Raw genomic sequence first — 19,764 nt, 5'->3', positions numbered from 1 at the left:
GGGCCGGCGGTCAGCGCTCCGCCTCGGGGTCCCAGTCCAGCAGGCGGACCTTGGCGACCGTGCGGACGTGGCGGCGCATGGCGGCGGCCGCCCGGCGGGGCTCGCCGTCGGCGACGGCGTCGAGGATCGCCCGGTGCTGGGCCAGGGAGCGGTGCGGGCGGCCGGGCTGGCGCAGGGACTCGGTGCGGCTCTCGGCGATCTGCTCGGCGATGGTGCGCATGAACTCCGCGAGCAGGGCGCTGTGGGCGGCCGCCGTCACCGCCGCGTGGAACAGGCGGTCGCCCTCGACGCCGTGGCCGCCCGCCTCGATCTCCTCGGCCATGTGCGCGAGCGCCGAGCGCAGCGCGGCCAGGTCGTCGTCCGTGCGGCGCTCGGCGGCCAGTTCGGCGAGCTTCGTCTCCAGCGCCTCCCGGGCCTCCAGGACGTCGGGCAGGCGCCGGCGGCGTTCCACCATCCGGTCGACCGGCTCGACGTCGAGGCTGTCCCGGACGAGGTAGGTGCCGCCGCCGTGCCGGGCCTCGACCAGGCCCTGGACCTCCAGGACCACGATCGCCTGCTTCACGGAGGCCCGGCTGACCCCGAGCCGCTGGGCGAGGTCCCGCTCGGGCGGGAGACGGTCGCCGGCCCGCAGGCCGCCCTCGGTGACGTACTGGCGGAGCCGGTCCAGCACCTGTTCGTACAGGCGCTGTTTCGTCATGGGGCGCAAGGCGTCGGTCACGGGTCCCCCTCTCGTCGGGAGACTAGCACCGGACACCCGGAAGTGGACGAGTGGCTCAGCCAATTACTGCGCGACCCCTTGACGTCCCCTTCCCCGGGGCCCACTCTTTCCAGCCAGGCGCGGACCACGACCGCGCGCCAAGTGGTTCAGCCACTCAGCCACTGCCTGCCCCCTTCCGCTCGCAGGGACCCAACGACGGGAGCCCGCATGTCCCCCGAACTCGTCTCGATCCTCGTCCTGGCGGTGGTGTTCGTCATCGCCACCACCCGCTCCGTCAACATGGGCGCGCTGGCCTTCGCCGCCGCTTTCGGGGTCGGCACCCTCGTCGCCGACCTCGACGCGGACGGCGTGTTCGCCGGCTTCCCCGGCGATCTGTTCGTCGTCCTGGTCGGCGTCACCTACCTCTTCGCCATCGCCCGCGCCAACGGCACCACCGACTGGCTGGTGCAGGCCGCGGTCCGGCTGGTGCGCGGGCGGGTGGCGCTGATCCCCTGGGTGATGTTCGCGCTCACCGGCGCGCTCACGGCGATCGGCGCGGTCAGCCCGGCCGCGGTCGCGATCGTCGCGCCGATCGCGCTGAGCTTCGCCGCCCAGTACCGGATCAGCCCGCTGCTGATGGGCGCGATGGTGGTGCACGGCGCCCAGGCCGGCGGTTTCTCGCCGATCAGCATCTACGGCTCGATCGTCAACGGCATCGTCGAGCGCGAGAAGCTGCCCGGCAGCGAGATCACCCTGTTCCTGGCCTCGCTGCTGGTGAACCTCGTCATCGCGGCGGTGGTGTTCGTCGTCTGCGGCGGGCTGAGGCTGTGGAGCCAGGGGGCCGTGAGCGGGGCCGGGACGGACGCCGGGAGTCCGGGAGTCGCGGGCCCGGGAGACGGGGGCCCGGGAGACGCGGGCCGGGGAGACGCGGGCCCGGGTGGCGGGGGTGACGGTACCCGTACCGCCACCGCGCCCGCCGCCGTGGCCACCCGTCCCGACGCGCCCGCCGCCGTCCGGCTCACCCCGCCCGTCCTCGCCACCCTGGTCTCCCTGGTCGCCCTGGTCGTCGCCGTCCTCGGCTTCGACCTGGACGCCGGGTTCACCGCGATCACCCTCGCCGTCGTGCTGAGCACCGCCTGGCCGGACGACAGCCGCAAGGCGGTCGGCCAGATCGCCTGGCCCACGGTCCTGCTGATCTGCGGCGTGCTGACCTACGTCGGTGTCCTGGACGAGATGGGCACCATCACCTGGGCCGGCGAGGGCGTCGGCGGCATCGGCGTCCCGCTGCTCGCCGCGGTGCTGCTCTGCTACATCGGCGCGATCGTGTCGGCGTTCGCCTCCTCCGTCGGCATCATGGGCGCGCTGATCCCGCTGGCCGTGCCGTTCCTCGCGCAGGGCGAGATCGGGGCCGTCGGCATGGTGGCCGCGCTCGCGGTGTCGGCGACGGTCGTGGACGTGAGCCCGTTCTCCACCAACGGCGCGCTGGTCCTGGCCGCCGCGCCGGACGTCGACCGCGAGCGGTTCTTCCGGCAGCTGATGGCGTACGGCGGGATCGTGGTCGCGGCGGTCCCGGCGGTGGTGTGGCTCACGATGGTGGTGCCCGGCTGGGGGTAGGACACCCACGGGACCACGGGCCCTCCGGGACCACGGGCCCACCGGGACCACGGGCGCCCGCGACCACGGGCCCACCGGACCCACGGGGCGCCCACGACCCCTCGACCGACGGCCGGCCGACGACCGCCGGCGCCAAGGACAGCCAGCTAAGGAGTACGACGCGTGTCCTCTCTCTTCCCCGCCCTGACCGACGGCCCGGCCGACCGGCCCGCCCTGCGCTTCGGCGAGCGCTCCCTGACGTACGGGGAACTCGCCGCCGCGGCCGGCGCGGTGGCCGGGGGCCTGGGGGAGGCCCGCCGGGTCGCCGTGTGGGCCGCGCCGACCCTGGAGACGGCGGTCGCGGTCACCGCGGCACTGCTCGCCGGGGTGACCGTGGTGCCCCTCAACCTCAGGTCGGGTGAGAAGGAACTCGGCCACATCCTGTCCGACAGCACCCCCGACCTGGTGCTCACCGAGCCCGGCCGGCACCTCCCCGCGCCGCTGGGCGGCCTGCCCCGCCTCGACGTGGACCCGGCGGTCCGGACCGACCCGGCGGCGCTCCCCGACGACGGCGCCCGCGACGACAGCGACCCCGCGCTGATCGTCTACACCTCCGGCACCACCGGCCCGCCCAAGGGCGCCGTCCTCCCCCGCCGCGCGATCGCCACCACCCTGGACGCGCTCGCCGACGCCTGGCAGTGGACCGGCGACGACGTGCTGGTGCACGCACTCCCGCTGTTCCACGTGCACGGCCTGGTCCTCGGCACCCTCGGCCCGCTGCGCCGCGGCGGCTCGGTGCGCCACCTGGGCCGGTTCACCCCCGAGGGGGTGGCGCGCGAGCTGAACGACGGCGCGACCATGCTGTTCGGCGTGCCGACCATGTACCACCGCCTCGCGGAGGCGCTGCCCACCGCGCCGGAGCTGGTCAAGGCGCTGACCGGGGCCCGGCTGCTGGTGTCGGGCTCCGCCGCCCTGCCCGTGCACGACCACGAGCGGATCGCGGCGGCGACCGGACGCCGGGTCATCGAGCGGTACGGCATGACGGAGACACTGATGAACACCGGCGTCCGCGCCGACGGCGAGGCCCGCCCCGGCACGGTGGGCGTGCCGCTGCCGGGCGTGGAGCTGCGGCTGGTGGAGGAGGACGGCTCGCCGGTGACGGCGTACGACGGCGAGACGGTCGGCGAGATCCAGGTGCGCGGGCCGAACCTGTTCACCGAGTACCTCAACCGGCCGGACGCCACGGCCGCCGCGTTCACCGCCGACGGCTGGTTCCGCACCGGCGACATGGCGGTGCGCGACCCCGACGGCTACGTCCGCATCGTCGGCCGCAAGGCCACCGACCTGATCAAGAGCGGCGGCTACAAGATCGGCGCGGGGGAGATCGAGAACGCGCTGCTGGAGCATCCGGGGGTGCGGGAGGCCGCGGTCACCGGGGAGCCGGACGCGGACCTGGGCGAGCGGATCGTGGCGTGGGTCGTCCCTGCGGACCCCCAGTCCCCGCCCTCCCTGGCCGAGTTGGCCGACCACGTCGCCCGGCGCCTCGCCCCGCACAAGCGGCCGCGCGTCGTCCACCACCTCGACGCGCTGCCCCGCAACGACATGGGCAAGATCATGAAGCGGGCGCTGCACCATGGCTGACCGCCTCTCCGCCCGCGAGACCGTCGCCCTGGTCACCGACGACTTCACCGAACTCCCCCACCCGGAGCGCGACTCGCCCGAGGACGGCCCGCTGGGCTGGCCCGGTTACGGCGCCGCCCGCGCCCGCGCCGCCGAACGCACCGGCGAGCGGGAGTCGGTGATCTGCGGCACCGCGCACATCGAGGGCACCCGGGCCGTGCTCGTCGCGTTCGAGTTCGGCTTCCTCGGCGGCTCCCTCGGCGAACGCACCGGCGACCGCCTGGAGGCGGCGTACGCCCATGCCCGCGCGCAGCGGCTGCCGGTCGTCCCCCTGGTCGCCACCGGCGGCAGCCGCATGCAGGAGGGCATGCTCGCCCTCACCCAGCTCCAGCGGGTGGCCCGGCAGTCGGCGCTCACCCGGCAGGCCGGCCTGGCGCAGATCGCGGTGCTGCGCGATCCGACGACCGGCGGCGGCTGGGCCACCCTGGGCGCGGGCGCCGACGTGGTGCTGGCGCTGCCCGGCGCCCAGGTCGGCTTCGCCGGTTCACGGGTCCGGCCGGCGGACGCCGACCCGGCGGCGTACACGGCCGAGGCCCAGGTGGCGGCGGGTGCGGCGGACGCGCTGGTACGGCCCGGGGAACTGCGGCAGACCCTGGGCCGCTGGCTGCGGCTCCTGACCCGCCCCTCCGCCGCACCGGCCCCGCCGCCCCTGCCGCCGGTCGCGTCGGGCCTCCCGGCCACCGGCTGGGACGCCGTCCGACGCGCCCGCTCCCCCGAACGCCCGCGCGCCACCGCCTACTTGGACCCCTACTTCACCCACCGCGTCACCCTCGCCGGCGATCGCTGCGGCGGCACCGACCCGGACGGCATGCTCTGCGGCTTCGGCGAGCACGAGGGCCGTACCGTCGCCTACGCGGCACAGACCGGTGCGGCCACCCGTCCCGCCGGGTACCGCACCGCCGCCCGGCTGGTCCGGCTCGCGGACCGGCTCGGCATCCCGGTGCTGACCCTGGTGGACACCCCGGGCGCGGCCAACGACGCGGAGGCGGAACGGCAGGGCGCGGGCGCCGCCATCGCCGGTCTGTTCGACGCCGTGGCCGCCGCCCGCACCCCGGTCACCACGCTGGTCGTCGGCGAGGGCGGCTCGGGCGGCGCGCTGGCCCTGGCGGCCCCCGGCAACACCTGGGCCACCCCGGACAGCTACTTCTCGGTGATCGCCCCGGAACTCGCGGCGGCCATCCTCAAGCGGCCCCCGCAGGAGGTGGAGGCGACCGCGGAGCAACTCCGCATCCGTCCGCAGGACCTCGTGGAGCTGGGAGTGATCCGGGGTGTCGTCGGATCGGCGGGCCCGGGGGAGGGACACCCGGCCGATTAACCCGGTGACACGGCAAACACCCCCCGTAACATGGGAGTTCACCACCGCAGTCGCACACCACGGGGAGCACGCCGCGCCATGGACGGGTTGATGCAGTTCACGACCGAGGACGGCGCCGCGGTCGTCGTGGAGGGCGTCGAGGACGAGTCCGGCGCCCGGCTCGTCTCGCGCGGCAGCGGGCCGGCCCAGGCGGCGCGCACCTTCGAGAGCTCCCTGGAGGGCGTGCGGGCGGCGGCCGAGTCCGCGCTGCGGGTGTTCCGCGACGGCGCGCTCAGACCCGACGCGGTGGAGCTGGAGTTCGGGGTGAAGCTGACCGCGGAGGCCGGGGCGGTCATCGCCAAGGGAACGGCGGAGGGACATCTGGTCGTCAAACTCAGCTGGTCACCGGAGCCGAGCCGGACGACCGCGGAGGCCGCCGACCGGTCATGAGCGACGCTGCCTGGCACACCCGGATCCGGTGCGGGAACGAGGTCGGCGCGGGCTTCCTCGTCTCCCCGCGGCAGGTGCTCACCTGCGCCCACGTCGTCGCGGCGAGCGAGACGTCCCCGGTGTCCGTGAGCTTCCCGAACCGCGCCGACCTGGGGGAGGTCACCGCCGAGGTGACCGTCCACGGAGGCTGGCGGGGCGGCGACACCGACCCCGGCGACCTGGCCGTACTGGAGCTGGAGCGGGAGGTGCCGCTCACCCCGGCGGTCTTCGCACCGCCCGGCGCCGAGCGCGGTGTCCCCGCGCCCGAGCTGGTCGCGTACGGCTTCCCCCGGGGCTACGACGAGGGCACCCTGGCGCTGTACCGGGCGGTGCCCGGTCCGCTGATCGCCGGTGAGTGGGTGCAGTTGGAGGCCGCCTCCGGGCACGGGCAGCCGCTGGCCCACGGTTTCAGCGGGGCCGCGGTGACCCTGGCCGACGGCTCGGTGGTCGGCATGGTCACGGCGGTCGCGGGCGGCCGGGACGTCAGGGCCGGGCGGATGCTGCCCACGGAGGTCATGGCCCGCTACTGGAGCGGCCTCGGCGAGCTGGTCCCCACCCCCGGCCACGCGACGGACACGCGCCGACGCCTGTACACCCTGGTGCGGCGGGCCGAGCGGGCGGGACTGCGCTGTGATCCGCACCGGCTGTACGTCGACGCCGTGGGCCCCTTCGGCCCGCCGCTGCCGGACGGCGGCTTCGCCTCGCTGGCGTCGGCGGCGGCATACGTGCAGTGGGAGGTCCCGGAGCCGGAGGCCGTGGCCCGGTTCGCCGACCGGTTGCGCGAGTTGCTCGACGAACCCCCCGCACGCCCCTCGGCCTGGTCCCCGGTGGTCGTCGAGATCGAGCACAGCGGCGCCGGCCCGGACCAGGTCACCGTCGAGGTGTCCGCGAGCCTCGACGGCCGGCGCCACCCCGTGGGCGCGCGCCGGCTGCCACGCGCCGCCGTACGCGCCTACGTGCAGGAGCGCATCGACGAGGCGGTCGCCCATCTCACGCCGGGCGCCGACGAGTTACTGGCCTTCGTGCTGCCGCGCGAGTGGCTGAACGAGCCCGTGGCGCACTGGGAGTGCGGCGCGGACGACCCCACACCGCTCGGCTGTGCCTACCCGCTCGTCGTCGCCGACCGGTCCCGGCACCGCAGCGGGCGGCTGCGCCACCAGCTCCGCAAGAAGTGGCAGAAGCTGGACACCGGCACGGGAGCGGTCGTGCACCGTGTCGAGTGCGGCTCCCCCGAGCGCCCGGCCGGCCTGCGCAAACGGCTGTGGGACGGCGGCGCCGAACTGGCCGCCTTCCCGGCACCGCCCACGGCGGCCCCCCAGCACTTCGAGGTCGGCCTGAACGTCCCGGTGCCGGTCCTGCTGTGGCCCCGCACCGGCTGCCCGGAGCCGGGGACCGACCACGAGGGTCCCTGCTCCGGCGGCACGTTCCTCGACGAGCTCACCGCGTCCGTCGCCGGTGTGCCGCCCGCCGAACTCCCCCACCACATCCTGTCGTCGCGGCTGACGGCGGACGCCGCCGAGGAACCGGACCGGCACTGGGCGAGGGACGTGCAGCTGCTGTGGGACGACCCGCGCTGCTTCCCCGCCACCGCCGCGAGCCTGCACTCGCCGGTCGCCTGACCGAAACCGCCGTCACCCGGACCGCCGTCCCCCGCCGCCCCCCACCGGAGAAGAGCACCATGCCCCTGTGGCCCGTCTACACCGGCGCCGAGCAACCGCACGACGGCATCGACCGGTTGCCACCGCCCCCGCCCTGGCGCGCCTTCGACGGCGGGCCGGTGCTGGACCCGCCGGACGAGGCCGCGGACGCCTCCGCCGTCTCCCCCGACCGCGCCCACCGCGCCGTGACCTATCAGGCGACACCGCAGACGGTCCAGCTGGTCAACGCGGCCCTGTATCTGCGCCGCCCCTTGCTGGTCACCGGCCCGCCCGGCACCGGCAAGTCCTCCCTCGCCTACGCGGTCGCCCGCGAGCTGCGCCTCGGTCCGGTGCTGCGCTGGAACATCACCAGCCGCAGCACGCTGCACGACGGCCTCTACCAGTACGACCCGCTCTCCCGCCTGTACGCGGCACGGCAGGGCGCCGGCCGCCCCGGCGAGCGGTCCGACGCGGCGGGCACCGAACCGGGCGACGGATCCGGCGTCGAGGACCACCTGCGCCTCGGGCCTCTGGGCACCGCCCTCCTCCCCTACGCCCGCCCCCGCGCCCTCCTCATCGACGAGATCGACAAGAGCGACCTCGACCTGCCCAACGACCTGCTGAACGTACTGGAGGAGGGCCAGTTCGAGATCCCCGAGCTGGTGCGCGCCGCACGCCGTCTGCCGCGGGCAGAGGTGATGGCCGACGGCACCGACGAGCGGGTGCCGGTGGAACGCGGCCGGGTCCGCTGCCGGTCCTTCCCGTTCGTCGTCCTCACCAGCAACGGCGAGCGCGAGTTCCCGCCCGCCTTCCTGCGCCGCTGCGTCACGCTGCGCCTGCGGCAGCCGGACGACGGCCATCTCGCCGGGATCGTCCGCGCGCACCTGGGAGAACCCGACGCCTACGCCCACCGCCTGATCGAGCGCTTCCTGTCCCGGGTGGGCGCCGGCGACCTGGCCACCGACCAGCTCCTCAACGCCATCTACCTCGCCCAATCCTCCGGCCTCGCAGCCGACTCCCTCGACGAGCTGGCGGAGCAGCTGATGCCGTATCTGGGACAGGCCCCGCAACCCGATGCCTTCTGACCGGCGTCCCGGCCCCCCGGGCGCCCCCGACCCGCTGGCCCGCCTGGCCACCCTCCTGGCCGAGGCGTCCGGCGGTGTCCCTCCCACCCCGCTGGAACTGGCCGAACTGCTCTGGCTGGCCGGGACCATGGACACCGACGCGGCCGGCGCCCCGCCCGCTGGACCGCCCCGCACGCCGGCCCCGCGCCCCGTCGCCCCCGACCAGCGGCCGGAGTCCGCCCCCTCGCCCGGGGCCCCGCGCGAGCAGCGCGACGCCCCCCGCAGCCCGCTCCACCTGCCGTCCCCGGCCTCCCCCGCCCCACCTACCGGCGCGCGGACCGAACCGCACGCCACCCTGCTGGCGCCGACACCCCCGATGCTGCGCCACCCGCTGGCACTGCAACGCTCCCTGCGCCCGCTCAAACGCCGGGTGGACTCCCCCGTCGGTCTCGAACTGGACGAACGGGCGACCGCCGACCGGCTCGCCCGCCTGGGCGCCGCCCCCGACGGGTGGCTGCCGGTGATGCGGCCCGCCCGGGAACGCTGGCTGCGCCTGTTCCTCGTGTGCGACGCCGGCCCCACCATGCCCGTCTGGCGGCCGCTGATCCGCGAACTGCGCACGACGCTCGCCCAGTCGGGGGTCTTCCGCACGGTGACCGTGCTGCGCGCCGCCCCCGACGGCACGGTACGCGGTCACGGCGCGCACGCCCCGGGGGACGGCCGCAGCGCCGCCCTCGTCATCAGCGACTGCATGGGCCCGCAGTGGCGGGAGGGCCCGGCCGGTGCCCTGTGGTACGCCACCCTGCACCGCTGGGCCCGCCGGATGCCCCTGGCCGTGGTCCAGCCCCTCCCGGAACACCTGTGGCGCGACACGGCCCTGCCCACCGTCGCGGGCCTGCTGTCGGCCCCGTACCCGGCCGCCCCCACCGCGGCACTCGCCTTCACCCCGTACGACACCCCCTGCGACACCCCGTACGCGCCGCGCCGTGCCGTCCCGCTGCCCGTGCTGGAGCCGGACCCGCGGTGGCTGGCGAACTGGGCGTCCCTTATCGCCGCGCCGGGCGGCGGCCAGGTCCCGGCCGCGGTCGCGGAGCTGGACGGGCCGCTCCCGGCGGACCGCGACGACCGTACGGACGTGGGTGTGCTCTCGCCCGAGGAGCTCGTGCTGCGGTTCCGGGCGACCGCCTCCCCGGAGGCGTTCCGGCTGGCCGGTCATCTCGCCCTGGGCCGTCCGGACCTGCCCGTGATGCGCCTCGTGCAGGCCGCCATCGAACCCGACCCCCGGCCCCGGCACCTCGCCGAGGTGATCCTCAGCGGCATGCTCACCACCGTCCCCGGGCCGCCCGGCTCCTACGCCTTCCGCCCCGGGGTGCGGGACCTGCTGCTGCGGGGACTGCCGCGCACGGCCCGCGACCGCACCGCGGAGCTGCTGGAACGCGTGGGCGGCCTGATCGACGAGCGCGCGGGCCGCGCGCCCGGCGACTTCCTCGCGTCCACGCCGTCCCGCTCCGGAACGCTCACGGGGCCCGCCGCCGGGGAGGCGTTCGCCACGGTCCGTCCGCGGGTCGCGCGCCGGCTGTCCGGGCCCGTCGAGTCGTCCCCGGCGGCCTCCGCGGGCCGGGGCGGCTCCGCGGAGCCGCGGGACCACGCCACGATCACCTTCCGGGCCGAGGGCCTGGCCGGCCATCCGGAAGCGCGCATCACCCTCGAGTACGCCGTCCACGAGATCCTCTCCCGGGGCGCCCTCACCCCTCAGCAGTACGAGGTGCGGGTCCTGCCCGACGGGTACGTCGTCCGCACCGGACCCGACGCCTATCTGCTGCCCGTCCTGGTCGCCCTGCTGCGCGGGCTGCCCGAGGCGCTCGCCGGGCTCACGGATCCGCCGCGCCTGCGGGTGTTCCTCCGGGACGCGCCCGCGGCGCGGGCCGACCTGCCCGAGCCGCCCCGCCACGCCGGCACCGACCTCGTGGTCGTCGTCCCGCCCGCCCTGTGGGAGGAGTTCGCCGCCAGCTCCGCCGCCCGCGAGCCCCTGCGCTTCCAGCCCCTGTACCCGCCGGGCGCGCCGTCCGCCCCGCCGGTCGCCTGGTTCTGCCCGCTGGGCGGACCCGCCGGGTCGCAGGACACCGACGCCCCGGCCCGCGATCTGGTGCGGGGCCCGTTCCTCATCCGTGACCTGCACGAGCTGGGTGCCCCCGCCCCGGGCCGTACGGCCGTCGTCCACACCGGGCACGACGGCTCGCTCACCCTGCTCAACCCGATCCAGCCGTACGGCACCCGCGCACCACGTCCGGCGACGTACTACGTCGTCGACCTCACCGCGCGACAGGCCCGGCGCACGGTCACCCTGCCGGGTGCGCGGGGCGGCTCCTTCGCCGCGGCGGTCGACCTGTCCTGGCACGTGGCGGACCCGGTCGCCTTCGTCCGCGCGGAGGTCACCGACGTATCCGAGCGGCTGCTCGCCCATCTGCTGGACCGGGCGGCCCGCGTCACCCGCCGTCACCCGGTGCGCCGGGTGGCCGGGGCGCAGCGGGAGATCGACTCCGGACTGGGCACCTGGCCGGTGCCGGGTCTCGCGGTGTCCTGCTCCGTACGGCTCGCCCGGGAGGGTACGCCGCTGCCGGAGCCGCCGGGACGGGGACCGGCGGGCCCGCCGCCGGCCGACACCCCGGCCGACGTCCTGGCCCGCTCCGCCACCGTCCTCATCGGCTTCGACGGGCCGCTCGCCCGCCTGTTCTCGGCGCGCACCGCGCGCGAGGCCGCCCTGGACCTGCTGTCCGTCGTCGCCGAACACCGCGCGCCGCGGGACGCGTTGGAGGGCCGTCCGCCCGGCAGCGGTGACGTCTCCCGGGAGGCGCTGGTGCATCCGCTGGAGGTGCTGCGCGCCTTCGCGCACGATCCGCTCGGAGCGGTGCTGCGCGAACGCCTCGACGCGCTCGAACTGCGGGCGGCGCCCGACGCCCCCGCCACGCACCGCTCGGTCGCCCTGGTGCGGGCCCTGCACACGTCCGGCCGGCGTGTCGTCGTCGTCAGCGACGTCGGCGAACAGGCGCTGCGCCGCTGTCTGTCGCCCTTCCGCGTGCCCCTGGCCGGTATTCACGGCCGTGCCGACGACCTCACCCTGCTGATGCCCCACCCGGACTGCCTGCGGCGCGCCCTGGGCGCCTCCGGCGCGGCCGCCGCCCCCGGGGGCGCCGCTCCGGGGGCCGTCCTGATCGGCTCGTCCGTCGCCGAGTTCACCGCCGCCCGGCTCAGCGGTCTGCGCTTCATCGGCTACGCCTACACCGCCGCCGTCCGGCGAAGCCTGCGCGAGGCCGGCTGCGAGCTCACCGTCGACTCCCTGGACCCCCTCCTGGACGCCGCCCGCGCCCTGCCCCGCCCGGGCGGGCCCGTGACGCGCGCCCCCCGTTCGGCGGCCCCCCACCCGGCCCCCCAGGACAGGCGCCCGCACCCGCCCGCCGCGCACGATGCCTGAGAGGTCCGCCGCCCGGCGGGCCGCTGGGTGCGCCCTCGGGAGGTTCCGTGACCGCCAGTCTGGAGCAGCTGCGCCGCTGCCACTTCGCCGTCGACCTGGGGGCGGCCCGCACCCGGGTGTACGTCAAGGGCGCCGGGCTCGTCGTCGACCAGCCGTCCGTCGCCGCCGTGAACACCCGCACCGGGGCGCTGATCGCGGTCGGGGAGTTCGCGGAGAAGATGACGGGCCGCACCCCGGGGTACATCCGCGTCGTACGGCCGGTGTCCGGCGGCACGGTCGTCGACATCGAGATGGCGCAGCGCATGCTGCGGCAGCTGCTCGGCGACCGGATCCGCCGCACCCTGCGCCGCAAGCCCCGGCTGCGGGCCGCGGCCTGCACCCCGCACGACGCCGACCCGCTCGCGCAGCGCGCCGCGATCGAGACGCTGGTGGGTCTGGGCGCCCGCCGGGTGGAGCTGGTCGACACGCTCATCGCCGCGGCCGTCGGCTGCGGCCTCCCCGTGGAGCGGCCCGAAGCAACCATGATCATGGTGTGCGGGGCGGCGGCCACCCAGGTGGCCGTGCTGTCCCTCGGGGCGATCGTGACGGCGGAGCGCATCCCGGTGGGCGGCGAGGCCGTCGACAACGCGATCGTGCAGCACCTGCGCCACCAGCACCAGCTGATGCTGCCGAGCCAGTCCGTCCGGCCGCTCCAGCTCGCCCTGCACGGCAACGGGCTCACCCCGCAGGGCCCGGAGTCCACGGAGATCCACGGCCGGGACGTCGCCACCGGTCTGGCCCGTTCGGTGACGGTCGACACGGCGGCCGTGCGGCACGCCATCCAGACACCGCTCACCGCCGTCCTCGACGGCATCGGCAAGGTGCTGCGGGAGTGCCCGCCGGACCTGGTCGCCGACCTCGTGGACCGCGGGATCATGATGGTCGGCGGGAGCGCCCTGCTGCCGGGCCTGGACCAGATGCTCCGTCAGGCCACGGGCATGCCGGTGCACATCGCCGAACGCCCGGACGTGTGCGCCGTACAGGGGCTCGGCGAGATGCTGGAGGGCCGGATCGCCCCGATGGTGCTGGACCCGCTGGGCGCCTGAGCCGCGCCGGGCCCGCCCGGCGGACGACAGGAGCCCGGCCTAGCGGGCGAACCAGCACCGGATCGTCGTGCCCTCGTCCCCGGTGTGCACCCGCACCAGGTCGGCGATCAGGTTGACCAGCAGCAGTCCGCGCCCGCCGCGCTGGTCGCGGCCGGCCGGCCGGCGTCCGGCGAGCGGATCGGTGAGCCGCCCCCGGTCGCGCACCTCGCACACCACGTGGCCGTCCTCGCCCCAGACCCGCAGCACGCCCGCGCCGCCGCCGTGCAGCACGCTGTTGGTGGTCAGCTCGGCCGTGGCGAGGGCCAGGTCCTCCAGCCGGACGCCGGTCAGGCCCAGCCGCCGTCCCTCGTCGGTCGCGGCGTACCGGGCGGGGGGCAGCGACTCGGCCACGAAGGGCACCGTCATGGCGTCCTCGACCAGCGGCAGCGGCTCGTTGTAGCGGGCGACGACCGCGTCGGGGGCGTAGGCCGCGCTGTCCCGCACGCTGCGGGAGCCGGCCGGGATGACGGTGGGGTGGGTGGCATGGGCGTCGGCGAGCACGTGCCCGGGCAGGCCCACGGCGTCGTAGGGGCACAGGACGGTCACCGTACGGCCCCGGAAGGCGGCGTTGATCAGCGCCTCGTGCTGGACGCAGGCGGGGTACTCGGTCGCGGAGCGGCCGGCCCAGATCGGCTCGCCGATGATCCGGACCCGCTGCCCGTCCGGGCAGGTGTCGGCGAAGGCGCGCAGCACCCCGGGGATGATCCGGCCCGGGTTGCGGCCGGCCTGGCGCATGTCGAGGAGGCGCACGCGCCCGGCGTCGTCGCCCAGCGCGTCCTCGATGAGCCGCAGCCGCTCGCCGGGCACGGCGACCGCGACGGGCTCGCCGGCCGCGAGTCCCTCGCGCACGAAGGGGACGGTGCCCGCCAGGTACTCCCGCTCGTCGCGGTAGAAGAGGGCGGGGTGGACGAAGTGGTCCGGGGCGGTGCCCAGGGGTCCGGTCGCGGTGCTCATGACGTCGACACCTCGATCGCCGGCTGGTGGGGCCAGAACATCTCCAGCACCCGGCTCAGGGCGGGCGGCGGCCTGCGCACGACGAAGCGGCGGCCGTCCTCCAGCCGCTCGGCGGCGGCGACGAGCGCGCCGGCGCCCGCGACGTCGACGAACGTCACCTCGGACAGCTCCAGGTAGTACACAGACTCACCTCCGCGCACCGCCTGTTCCAGCACGCGTTCCCAGATCGTGCGGGTGCCCAGGCCGATCTCCCCGGCCGCGCGGACACCCCTGCATCCTTCCAGTGGGCGCACCGTAAGAGACTGCCTGGGACTCCCGGGCCCGTCCGGTGTCCGATGCCGACTGTCCGACACCCGTCTCCTCACGCTCCCGGGGCCGTACGTACCCCGTCGGTTCCCGGCCATTCACCGGCTCGGTGTGTAGTGCGCCGCAGGGTGGGCAGGCGCAAACGCAGTGCAGCCGGGACCCTGGGCAGCCTACCTCCCCGGCGCCGACGCAGGCCAAAATCCCCCGAACTGCTGGTCATTTCCCCGAATGCCCCCGACCAGCCACGAGCACCGACAAGGCGGTGACATGACCTCCGCGGCATCGTTCCCCTTTCCGGGAAGGCTGAACACCCTGGTCATCGGCGGTCGTACGGACGCGGACCGGGTGCTGCTCACCCCCCGCGGCGAGCTGGTCCGCGGGTGCGCGGACGTCCTGGCCGAGCGGCTGGCGCGGGTGCCCGAGGGCACGGCCCGGGTCGACGTGGACATGAGCGGTGTGTACTTCATGGACACGGCGGGCCTGGAGTTCCTGGAGGTGCTGCGCGAGCACGGCCGGCGACGGTCGGTGCCGGTCACGGCCACGCGCTGGAACGGCCAGCCGCGCCTCATCCTGGAGCTGGCCGGCCTCGACCCCGCCGACCCGCTGCGCCCGCCGGCGCCGGGCGACGGACCGTCACCGGCCTCCCCGCCGGTGGCCCCGGAGCGGCAGGAGCGGCTGCGGCTGCTCCAGGAGGAGGTCGAGCAGCTGCGGCAGGCGATCGCCTCCCGCCCGGTCATCGACCAGGCGCGCGGCATCCTGATGGCGACCCACGGCTGCACCTCCGAGGAGGCCTGGCACATCCTCCGGGAGGCGTCGCAGATGTCCAACACCAAGCTCCGCACGGTCGCCGCGGCCCTCACCGCCTCCGCCCAGGCGCAGGGCGCTCCCCCGCCCGAGGAGGTCCGCACCGCCCTGTCCCGGGCCCTGGCCCGCCGCGCGTCGCGGTGACGCCGTCCCGCACGGGGGTACCCGGCGGGCACGGCCCCGTGATCAGGGAGGAAGCACGATGAGCGAGCACACTCCGTCCCAGGCCGAGGGCGACCGGGACGACACCGAGTGGACCACCCCGGACGTACCGCACACGACCCCTTCCCAGGCGGAGGGCGAACGGGACCCGGCGGACGCCCCGACCGCGGCGGACGACGACGCCGGCGGCAGCTGAGCCGCCCGCGGCGCGCGAGACCTTGCTTTTGCCGCCCGGTTGGCCGATAACTCTGTGTGCAGGCCGGTCCCACGGACAAGAGTCGGTTGTCCCCGTCCGACGGCAGGGGAAGCACATGGCAGGCAGCAGCGACCTGAGGCGGCGCAGGGCCACCCTGGAGGACGAGTGGTCCCGCTGGGTGCCGAGGATGGGTGCCACCGGGCCGAGACCGAGCGGCGGGGCGGCGCTGCGCGAGGACGTGGCCGAGTCCTGGGTGCGCTCGCTGAGCAGCGTCGACCCGACGCAGGACAGCGCCCCGGCCGCCGACGGGGACGCCGTGCGCCGCCGCTGGAGCGCCTCGCCGCTGCGCCGGCCGGTCGACGGGCTCGCCGAGGAGCTGCGCAGCATCGCCGAGGACGCGGGATTCGTCACCGCCGTCACCGACGCGTCCGGCACCATCCTGTGGACGTGCGGCGGCCGCACCATGCGCCGGCGGGCCGAGCGCGTCAACTTCGCGCCCGGCGGCCGCTGGGACGAGCCGGCCATGGGCACCAACGCCCTGTCGCTCGCGCTGCGCACCGGCCGCCCCAGTTCCGTCTTCTCGGCGGAGCACCTGGTGACGGCCCTGCACGGCTGGGTCTGCTACTGCGCGCCGGTCCACGGCCCCGACGGGGGCCTGCTCGGCGTGCTGGACATGTCCACCACCTGGGACCGGTCGCATCCGCTGGCCATGTCCACCGTGCGCTCGCTCGCGGCGACCATCGAGGCCCGGCTGCGCGCCGAGGCCCCCCGCCGCACGCCGCGCGCGCCCGCCCCGGTGCGGCTGACCTGCCTGGGCGCGCAGCGGGCGGTGCGCGAGGGCGGCGCCGCCCTCGTCCTGCGCCCGCGCCAGCTGGAGATCCTGACCCTGCTCGCGCTGGAGCCCGAGGGTTTCCCGCCGGAGCGGCTGCGCGCGGCCCTGTACGGGGACCGGCCGGTCACCGCGTCCACGTTCAAGGCGGAGATCTCCCATCTGCGCCGGGCCCTCGACGGCGGGGTCGCCACCCGCCGCTACGCGCTGACCGCTCCCGTGTCCTGCGACGCCACCGACGTGCTGCGCGCGCTGGAGAGCGGGGACGCGGACACCGCGCTGGACCTGTACCGCGGCCCGCTGCTGCCCCGCTCGGTCGCGCCGGGCATCGAGGCGTGGCGCACCTTCCTGGAGGTGGCCGTGCGGGAGGCGGTCCTGGCGAGCGGCCGCCCGGACCACGCCCTGCGCTTCGGTGAACGCGCCCCCTACGACGCCGAGGTGCACGAGCACGCGCTGCGCCTGCTCGGCCCGGGCGACCCGCGCCGCGCCCTCGCGGCCGGCCGGCTCGCCGCGGCCCTGCGCGACTGACCCGCGCGCCGGGCGCCAACCTCGCGCCAACCTCTGAGGGCCACAGTGCGGCACAGTACGACGGCGCAGGGGCCGTCGCAGGACCGTACTCGTGACCCCTTCGAGGAGAGCCGCATGGTGTACGCGCAGCCCGGAACGGACGGAAGCATCGTCGAGTTCGCCCCGAGGTACGACAACTTCATCGGCGGCGAGTGGGTCGCCCCCGTGGAGGGCCGGTACTTCGAGAACCCGACGCCGGTGACCGGCAAGGTGTTCTGCGAGGTGGCCCGTTCCTCCGCCGCCGACGTGAAACTCGCCCTGGACGCCGCCCACGCGGCCGCTGCCCGCTGGGGGCGGACGTCCACCACGGAGCGGGCGAACATCCTCAACCGGATCGCGGACCGCATCGAGGAGAACCTGGAGAGGATCGCCGTCGCGGAGACGTGGGAGAACGGCAAGCCGGTGCGCGAGACGCTGGCCGCCGACATCCCGCTGGCCGTGGACCACTTCCGGTACTTCGCGGGCGTGGTGCGCGCGCAGGAGGGCAGCATCGCGGAGATCGACGCGGACACCGTCGCCTACCACTTCCACGAACCGCTCGGCGTGGTCGGCCAGATCATCCCGTGGAACTTCCCGATCCTGATGGCCGCCTGGAAGCTGGCGCCCGCGCTGGCCGCCGGGAACTGCGTGGTCATCAAGCCGGCCGAGCAGACCCCGGTCAGCCTGCTGTACGTGGTCGAGCTGATCGCCGACCTGCTCCCGCCGGGCGTGCTGAACGTCGTCAACGGCTTCGGCGTGGAGGCCGGCAAGCCGCTCGCGTCCAGCCCCCGGGTGGCGAAGGTGGCGTTCACCGGCGAGACCACCACGGGCCGCCTGATCATGCAGTACGCCAGCGAGAACATCATCCCGGTCACGCTGGAACTGGGCGGCAAGAGCCCGAACATCTTCCTGCCCGACGTGATGGCCGCCGACGACGACTACCTGGACAAGGCCGTCGAGGGCTTCGTGATGTTCGCGCTGAACCAGGGCGAGGTGTGCACCTGCCCGTCCCGCGCCCTGATCCACTCCTCGATCTACGACGCGTTCATGGCCCGCTGCATCGAGCGCACCGAGGCCATCGTCGGCGGCGACCCGCTCGACCCGGCCACCATGATCGGCGCGCAGGCGAGCAACGACCAGTTCGAGAAGATCCTGTCCTACATCGACATCGGCAAGCAGGAGGGCGCCCGGCTGCTGACCGGCGGCGACCGCCGCACCGTGCCCGGCCTGGAGGGCGGCTACTACATCCAGCCGACCGTCTTCCGCGGCGACAACGACATGCGGATCTTCCAGGAGGAGATCTTCGGCCCGGTGGTGTCGGTGACGACGTACGACTCGGTCGACGAGGCGTTGAAGATCGCCAACGACACGCTGTACGGCCTCGGGGCGGGCCTGTGGACCCGGGACGGCAGCACCGCCTACCGGATGGGCCGCGCGATCAAGGCGGGCCGGGTGTGGACCAACTGCTACCACGCCTACCCGGCGCACGCGGCGTTCGGCGGCTACAAGAAGTCCGGCATCGGCCGCGAGAACCACAAGATGATGCTGGACCACTACCAGCAGACCAAGAACCTGCTGGTGAGCTACTCCGGCCAGAAGCTCGGGTTCTTCTGATGGCGGCCCGCACCAGGCGCGTCGAGCTGACCCCGGCCGCCGAGGACCTGGTGCGGCTGCTGGCCGGGCGGCACGGGCCGGTGATGTTCCACCAGTCCGGCGGCTGCTGCGACGGCAGCGCCCCGATGTGCTACCCGCGCGGCGAGTTCCGCGTGGGCGCCTCGGACGTCCTGCTCGGGCACGTGGCCGGCGACACCCCGTTCTGGATGAGCGCGGACCAGTACGCGTACTGGTCGCACACGCACCTCACCGTGGACGTCGTCGCCGGCCGCGGCAGCGGCTTCTCCCTGGAGGCCCCGGAGGGCGTACGGTTCCTGATCCGCTCACGGCTGCTCACCGACACCGAGTGGCGGAGCATCGAGGCGGAGCCGCCCCTGCCCACGGGGGCGGACCCGGAAGAACGCTGAGGTGGGGCGGGTGGGACTCGAACCCACGGCCGACGGATTATGAGTCCGCTGCTCTAACCGGCTGAGCTACCGCCCCATAGCGGCGTGTCGCGTACATGTGTGCGCGCCGTCTGCCGCAGCATAGCCGCTCATACGATCTCCTGCTTCGGACGGTCGGCTGCGTACGGCTTCGTGACCATGGAGACTTCGACGAGCCCCGCACGGTTCCCCCGCACATGAAAAAGGACCCCTGCGGGGTCCTCGTTCAGCATGCTCCCCCGACTGGACTCGAACCAGTAACCTGCCGGTTAACAGCCGGCTGCTCTGCCAATTGAGCTACGGAGGACCGAGCTCCCCCGACTGGACTCGAACCAGTAACCTGCCGGTTAACAGCCGGCTGCTCTGCCAATTGAGCTACGGAGGAATGCCTCGTTGCATCGAACGCACCCACCTGGGTATTCGCCAGGGGGCGCGCGCTCGCTGCGACACATACATTAGCGCAAGCAGGGGGGTGCTCCGCCAATCGGTACTCCCCGGCGCCGTCGCCGCACCGGAGACCTACGCAACACTGGAACAACGGGAAGGGTGACCGCCATGCGATACCGGCTCACGTTCGTCGCCGGAGTCGTCCTGGGCTACGTGCTGGGCACGAAAGCCGGGCGCGAGCGCTACGAGCAGTTGAAGAGGTCCGCGCAGCAGTTCACGCAGAACCCCGCCGTCCGCAACACCGCGGAGAGCGCGGCCCAGCAGGGCCGCGAGTTCGCGGACAAGGCGTACCACGTGGTGAGTGACAAGGTCGGCGACCGTATGCCCGACTCGGTCGCCCAGCGGGTGCGCACCCTGCGCGAGCGCACCGCCCATGGTCCGGCGGAGGACGACTGGGGCACCAGCAACACTTGACGGTGCCCACGGCCCGG

17 protein-coding genes and 3 tRNA genes are annotated in these 19,764 nt (G+C 75.1%); 14 read left to right on the top strand and 6 right to left on the bottom strand.

Annotated features, from left to right (window positions below; translation table 11 throughout):
* Positions 1-10: 10 nt before the first annotated feature.
* Positions 11-718: a FadR/GntR family transcriptional regulator gene (locus FHX78_RS23475; protein WP_145869391.1), complete on the bottom strand. Its 708-nt coding sequence runs from the start codon at positions 716-718 to the stop codon at positions 11-13.
* Positions 719-925: 207 nt separating this feature from the next.
* Here FHX78_RS23475 and FHX78_RS23470 point away from each other — a divergent pair, with 207 nt between their 5' ends.
* The 8 genes from FHX78_RS23470 (at position 926) to mreB (ending at position 13,011) form a co-directional block, all read left to right on the top strand.
* Complete coding sequence (locus FHX78_RS23470; RefSeq protein WP_145869390.1) at positions 926-2,311, top strand: SLC13 family permease; 1,386 nt, start codon at positions 926-928, stop codon at positions 2,309-2,311.
* 162 nt (positions 2,312-2,473) lie between these two features.
* A complete protein-coding gene (locus FHX78_RS23465) occupies positions 2,474-3,931 on the top strand; it encodes an acyl-CoA synthetase (protein ID WP_145869389.1) in 1,458 nt (485 codons plus the stop codon).
* Positions 3,924-5,285 carry a carboxyl transferase domain-containing protein gene (locus FHX78_RS23460; RefSeq protein ID WP_145869388.1) on the top strand — a complete coding sequence of 454 codons (1,362 nt, stop codon included), beginning with the start codon at positions 3,924-3,926 and terminating at the stop codon, positions 5,283-5,285. The genes FHX78_RS23465 and FHX78_RS23460 overlap by 8 nt, the downstream gene beginning before the upstream one ends.
* Positions 5,286-5,363: 78 nt before the next feature.
* Entirely contained in the window at positions 5,364-5,714 is a 351-nt protein-coding gene (locus FHX78_RS23455; protein WP_145869387.1) for a CU044_2847 family protein, read from the top strand.
* On the top strand, positions 5,711-7,372 hold the full coding sequence (locus FHX78_RS23450; RefSeq protein ID WP_145869386.1) for a VMAP-C domain-containing protein: 1,662 nt from the start codon (positions 5,711-5,713) through the stop codon (positions 7,370-7,372). The genes FHX78_RS23455 and FHX78_RS23450 overlap by 4 nt, the downstream gene beginning before the upstream one ends.
* A 59-nt stretch (positions 7,373-7,431) precedes the next feature.
* Positions 7,432-8,475: an AAA family ATPase gene (locus tag FHX78_RS23445; RefSeq protein WP_145869385.1), complete on the top strand. Its 1,044-nt coding sequence runs from the start codon at positions 7,432-7,434 to the stop codon at positions 8,473-8,475.
* A complete protein-coding gene (locus FHX78_RS23440; RefSeq protein ID WP_229924050.1) occupies positions 8,465-11,926 on the top strand; it encodes an SAV_2336 N-terminal domain-related protein in 3,462 nt (1,153 codons plus the stop codon). Before FHX78_RS23445 ends, FHX78_RS23440 begins: the two co-directional genes overlap by 11 nt.
* 47 nt (positions 11,927-11,973) lie before the next feature.
* Positions 11,974-13,011, top strand: coding sequence for a rod shape-determining protein (gene mreB, locus FHX78_RS23435; protein WP_145869384.1), 1,038 nt, complete (start codon positions 11,974-11,976; stop codon positions 13,009-13,011).
* Between the two features lie 39 nt (positions 13,012-13,050).
* Here mreB and FHX78_RS23430 read toward each other — a convergent pair whose 3' ends face one another.
* Together FHX78_RS23430 and FHX78_RS23425 are read right to left on the bottom strand one after the other, a co-directional pair.
* On the bottom strand, positions 13,051-14,004 hold the full coding sequence (locus tag FHX78_RS23430; protein ID WP_145869383.1) for an anti-sigma factor RsbA family regulatory protein: 954 nt from the start codon (positions 14,002-14,004) through the stop codon (positions 13,051-13,053).
* Positions 14,001-14,297: an STAS domain-containing protein gene (locus FHX78_RS23425; RefSeq protein ID WP_229924049.1), complete on the bottom strand. Its 297-nt coding sequence runs from the start codon at positions 14,295-14,297 to the stop codon at positions 14,001-14,003. Before FHX78_RS23425 ends, FHX78_RS23430 begins: the two co-directional genes overlap by 4 nt.
* A 280-nt stretch (positions 14,298-14,577) precedes the next feature.
* On the opposite strand from FHX78_RS23425, the gene FHX78_RS23420 reads away from it, so the two are divergent.
* The 5 genes from FHX78_RS23420 (at position 14,578) to FHX78_RS23405 (ending at position 18,868) form a co-directional block, all read left to right on the top strand.
* Positions 14,578-15,258, top strand: coding sequence for an ANTAR domain-containing response regulator (locus tag FHX78_RS23420; RefSeq protein WP_145869381.1), 681 nt, complete (start codon positions 14,578-14,580; stop codon positions 15,256-15,258).
* Between the two features lie 58 nt (positions 15,259-15,316).
* Positions 15,317-15,472 carry a hypothetical protein gene (locus tag FHX78_RS36870; RefSeq protein WP_167531829.1) on the top strand — a complete coding sequence of 52 codons (156 nt, stop codon included), beginning with the start codon at positions 15,317-15,319 and terminating at the stop codon, positions 15,470-15,472.
* 115 nt (positions 15,473-15,587) lie between these two features.
* Positions 15,588-16,829 carry a helix-turn-helix domain-containing protein gene (locus FHX78_RS23415; RefSeq protein ID WP_145869380.1) on the top strand — a complete coding sequence of 414 codons (1,242 nt, stop codon included), beginning with the start codon at positions 15,588-15,590 and terminating at the stop codon, positions 16,827-16,829.
* Between the two features lie 114 nt (positions 16,830-16,943).
* Positions 16,944-18,461 carry an aldehyde dehydrogenase gene (adh, locus tag FHX78_RS23410; protein WP_145869379.1) on the top strand — a complete coding sequence of 506 codons (1,518 nt, stop codon included), beginning with the start codon at positions 16,944-16,946 and terminating at the stop codon, positions 18,459-18,461.
* Positions 18,461-18,868 carry a DUF779 domain-containing protein gene (locus FHX78_RS23405; RefSeq protein WP_145869378.1) on the top strand — a complete coding sequence of 136 codons (408 nt, stop codon included), beginning with the start codon at positions 18,461-18,463 and terminating at the stop codon, positions 18,866-18,868. The genes adh and FHX78_RS23405 overlap by 1 nt, the downstream gene beginning before the upstream one ends.
* A gap of 2 nt (positions 18,869-18,870) precedes the next feature.
* Here the strand turns inward: FHX78_RS23405 and FHX78_RS23400 are convergent.
* The 3 genes from FHX78_RS23400 to FHX78_RS23390 form a co-directional block, all read right to left on the bottom strand.
* A tRNA-Ile gene (locus tag FHX78_RS23400) sits at positions 18,871-18,944 on the bottom strand.
* A gap of 176 nt (positions 18,945-19,120) precedes the next feature.
* Positions 19,121-19,193 (bottom strand) — tRNA-Asn (locus FHX78_RS23395).
* Between the two features lie 5 nt (positions 19,194-19,198).
* Positions 19,199-19,271: transfer RNA gene (locus FHX78_RS23390), tRNA-Asn, on the bottom strand.
* A gap of 170 nt (positions 19,272-19,441) precedes the next feature.
* On the opposite strand from FHX78_RS23390, the gene FHX78_RS23385 reads away from it, so the two are divergent.
* Positions 19,442-19,747, top strand: a complete 306-nt coding sequence (locus FHX78_RS23385) for a YtxH domain-containing protein (RefSeq protein ID WP_145869377.1) — start codon at positions 19,442-19,444, stop codon at positions 19,745-19,747.
* Positions 19,748-19,764 lie beyond the last annotated feature (17 nt).

It is taken from the genome of Streptomyces capillispiralis, assembly GCF_007829875.1.
GTDB lineage: Bacteria > Actinomycetota > Actinomycetes > Streptomycetales > Streptomycetaceae > Streptomyces > Streptomyces capillispiralis.
This window is presented reverse-complemented; position numbering and strand designations above follow the sequence as displayed.

Coding starts and splice junctions, on each gene's coding strand:
- FHX78_RS23470 (WP_145869390.1), top strand. CDS start 926: ATGTCCCCCGAACTCGTCTCGATCCTCGTCCTGGCGGTGGTGTTCGTC.
- FHX78_RS23460 (WP_145869388.1), top strand. CDS start 3,924: ATGGCTGACCGCCTCTCCGCCCGCGAGACCGTCGCCCTGGTCACCGAC.
- FHX78_RS23455 (WP_145869387.1), top strand. CDS start 5,364: ATGGACGGGTTGATGCAGTTCACGACCGAGGACGGCGCCGCGGTCGTC.
- FHX78_RS23450 (WP_145869386.1), top strand. CDS start 5,711: ATGAGCGACGCTGCCTGGCACACCCGGATCCGGTGCGGGAACGAGGTC.
- FHX78_RS23445 (WP_145869385.1), top strand. CDS start 7,432: ATGCCCCTGTGGCCCGTCTACACCGGCGCCGAGCAACCGCACGACGGC.
- FHX78_RS23440 (WP_229924050.1), top strand. CDS start 8,465: ATGCCTTCTGACCGGCGTCCCGGCCCCCCGGGCGCCCCCGACCCGCTG.
- FHX78_RS23430 (WP_145869383.1), bottom strand. CDS start 14,004: ATGAGCACCGCGACCGGACCCCTGGGCACCGCCCCGGACCACTTCGTC.
- FHX78_RS23420 (WP_145869381.1), top strand. CDS start 14,578: ATGACCTCCGCGGCATCGTTCCCCTTTCCGGGAAGGCTGAACACCCTG.
- FHX78_RS36870 (WP_167531829.1), top strand. CDS start 15,317: ATGAGCGAGCACACTCCGTCCCAGGCCGAGGGCGACCGGGACGACACC.
- FHX78_RS23415 (WP_145869380.1), top strand. CDS start 15,588: ATGGCAGGCAGCAGCGACCTGAGGCGGCGCAGGGCCACCCTGGAGGAC.
- adh (WP_145869379.1), top strand. CDS start 16,944: ATGGTGTACGCGCAGCCCGGAACGGACGGAAGCATCGTCGAGTTCGCC.
- FHX78_RS23405 (WP_145869378.1), top strand. CDS start 18,461: ATGGCGGCCCGCACCAGGCGCGTCGAGCTGACCCCGGCCGCCGAGGAC.
- FHX78_RS23385 (WP_145869377.1), top strand. CDS start 19,442: ATGCGATACCGGCTCACGTTCGTCGCCGGAGTCGTCCTGGGCTACGTG.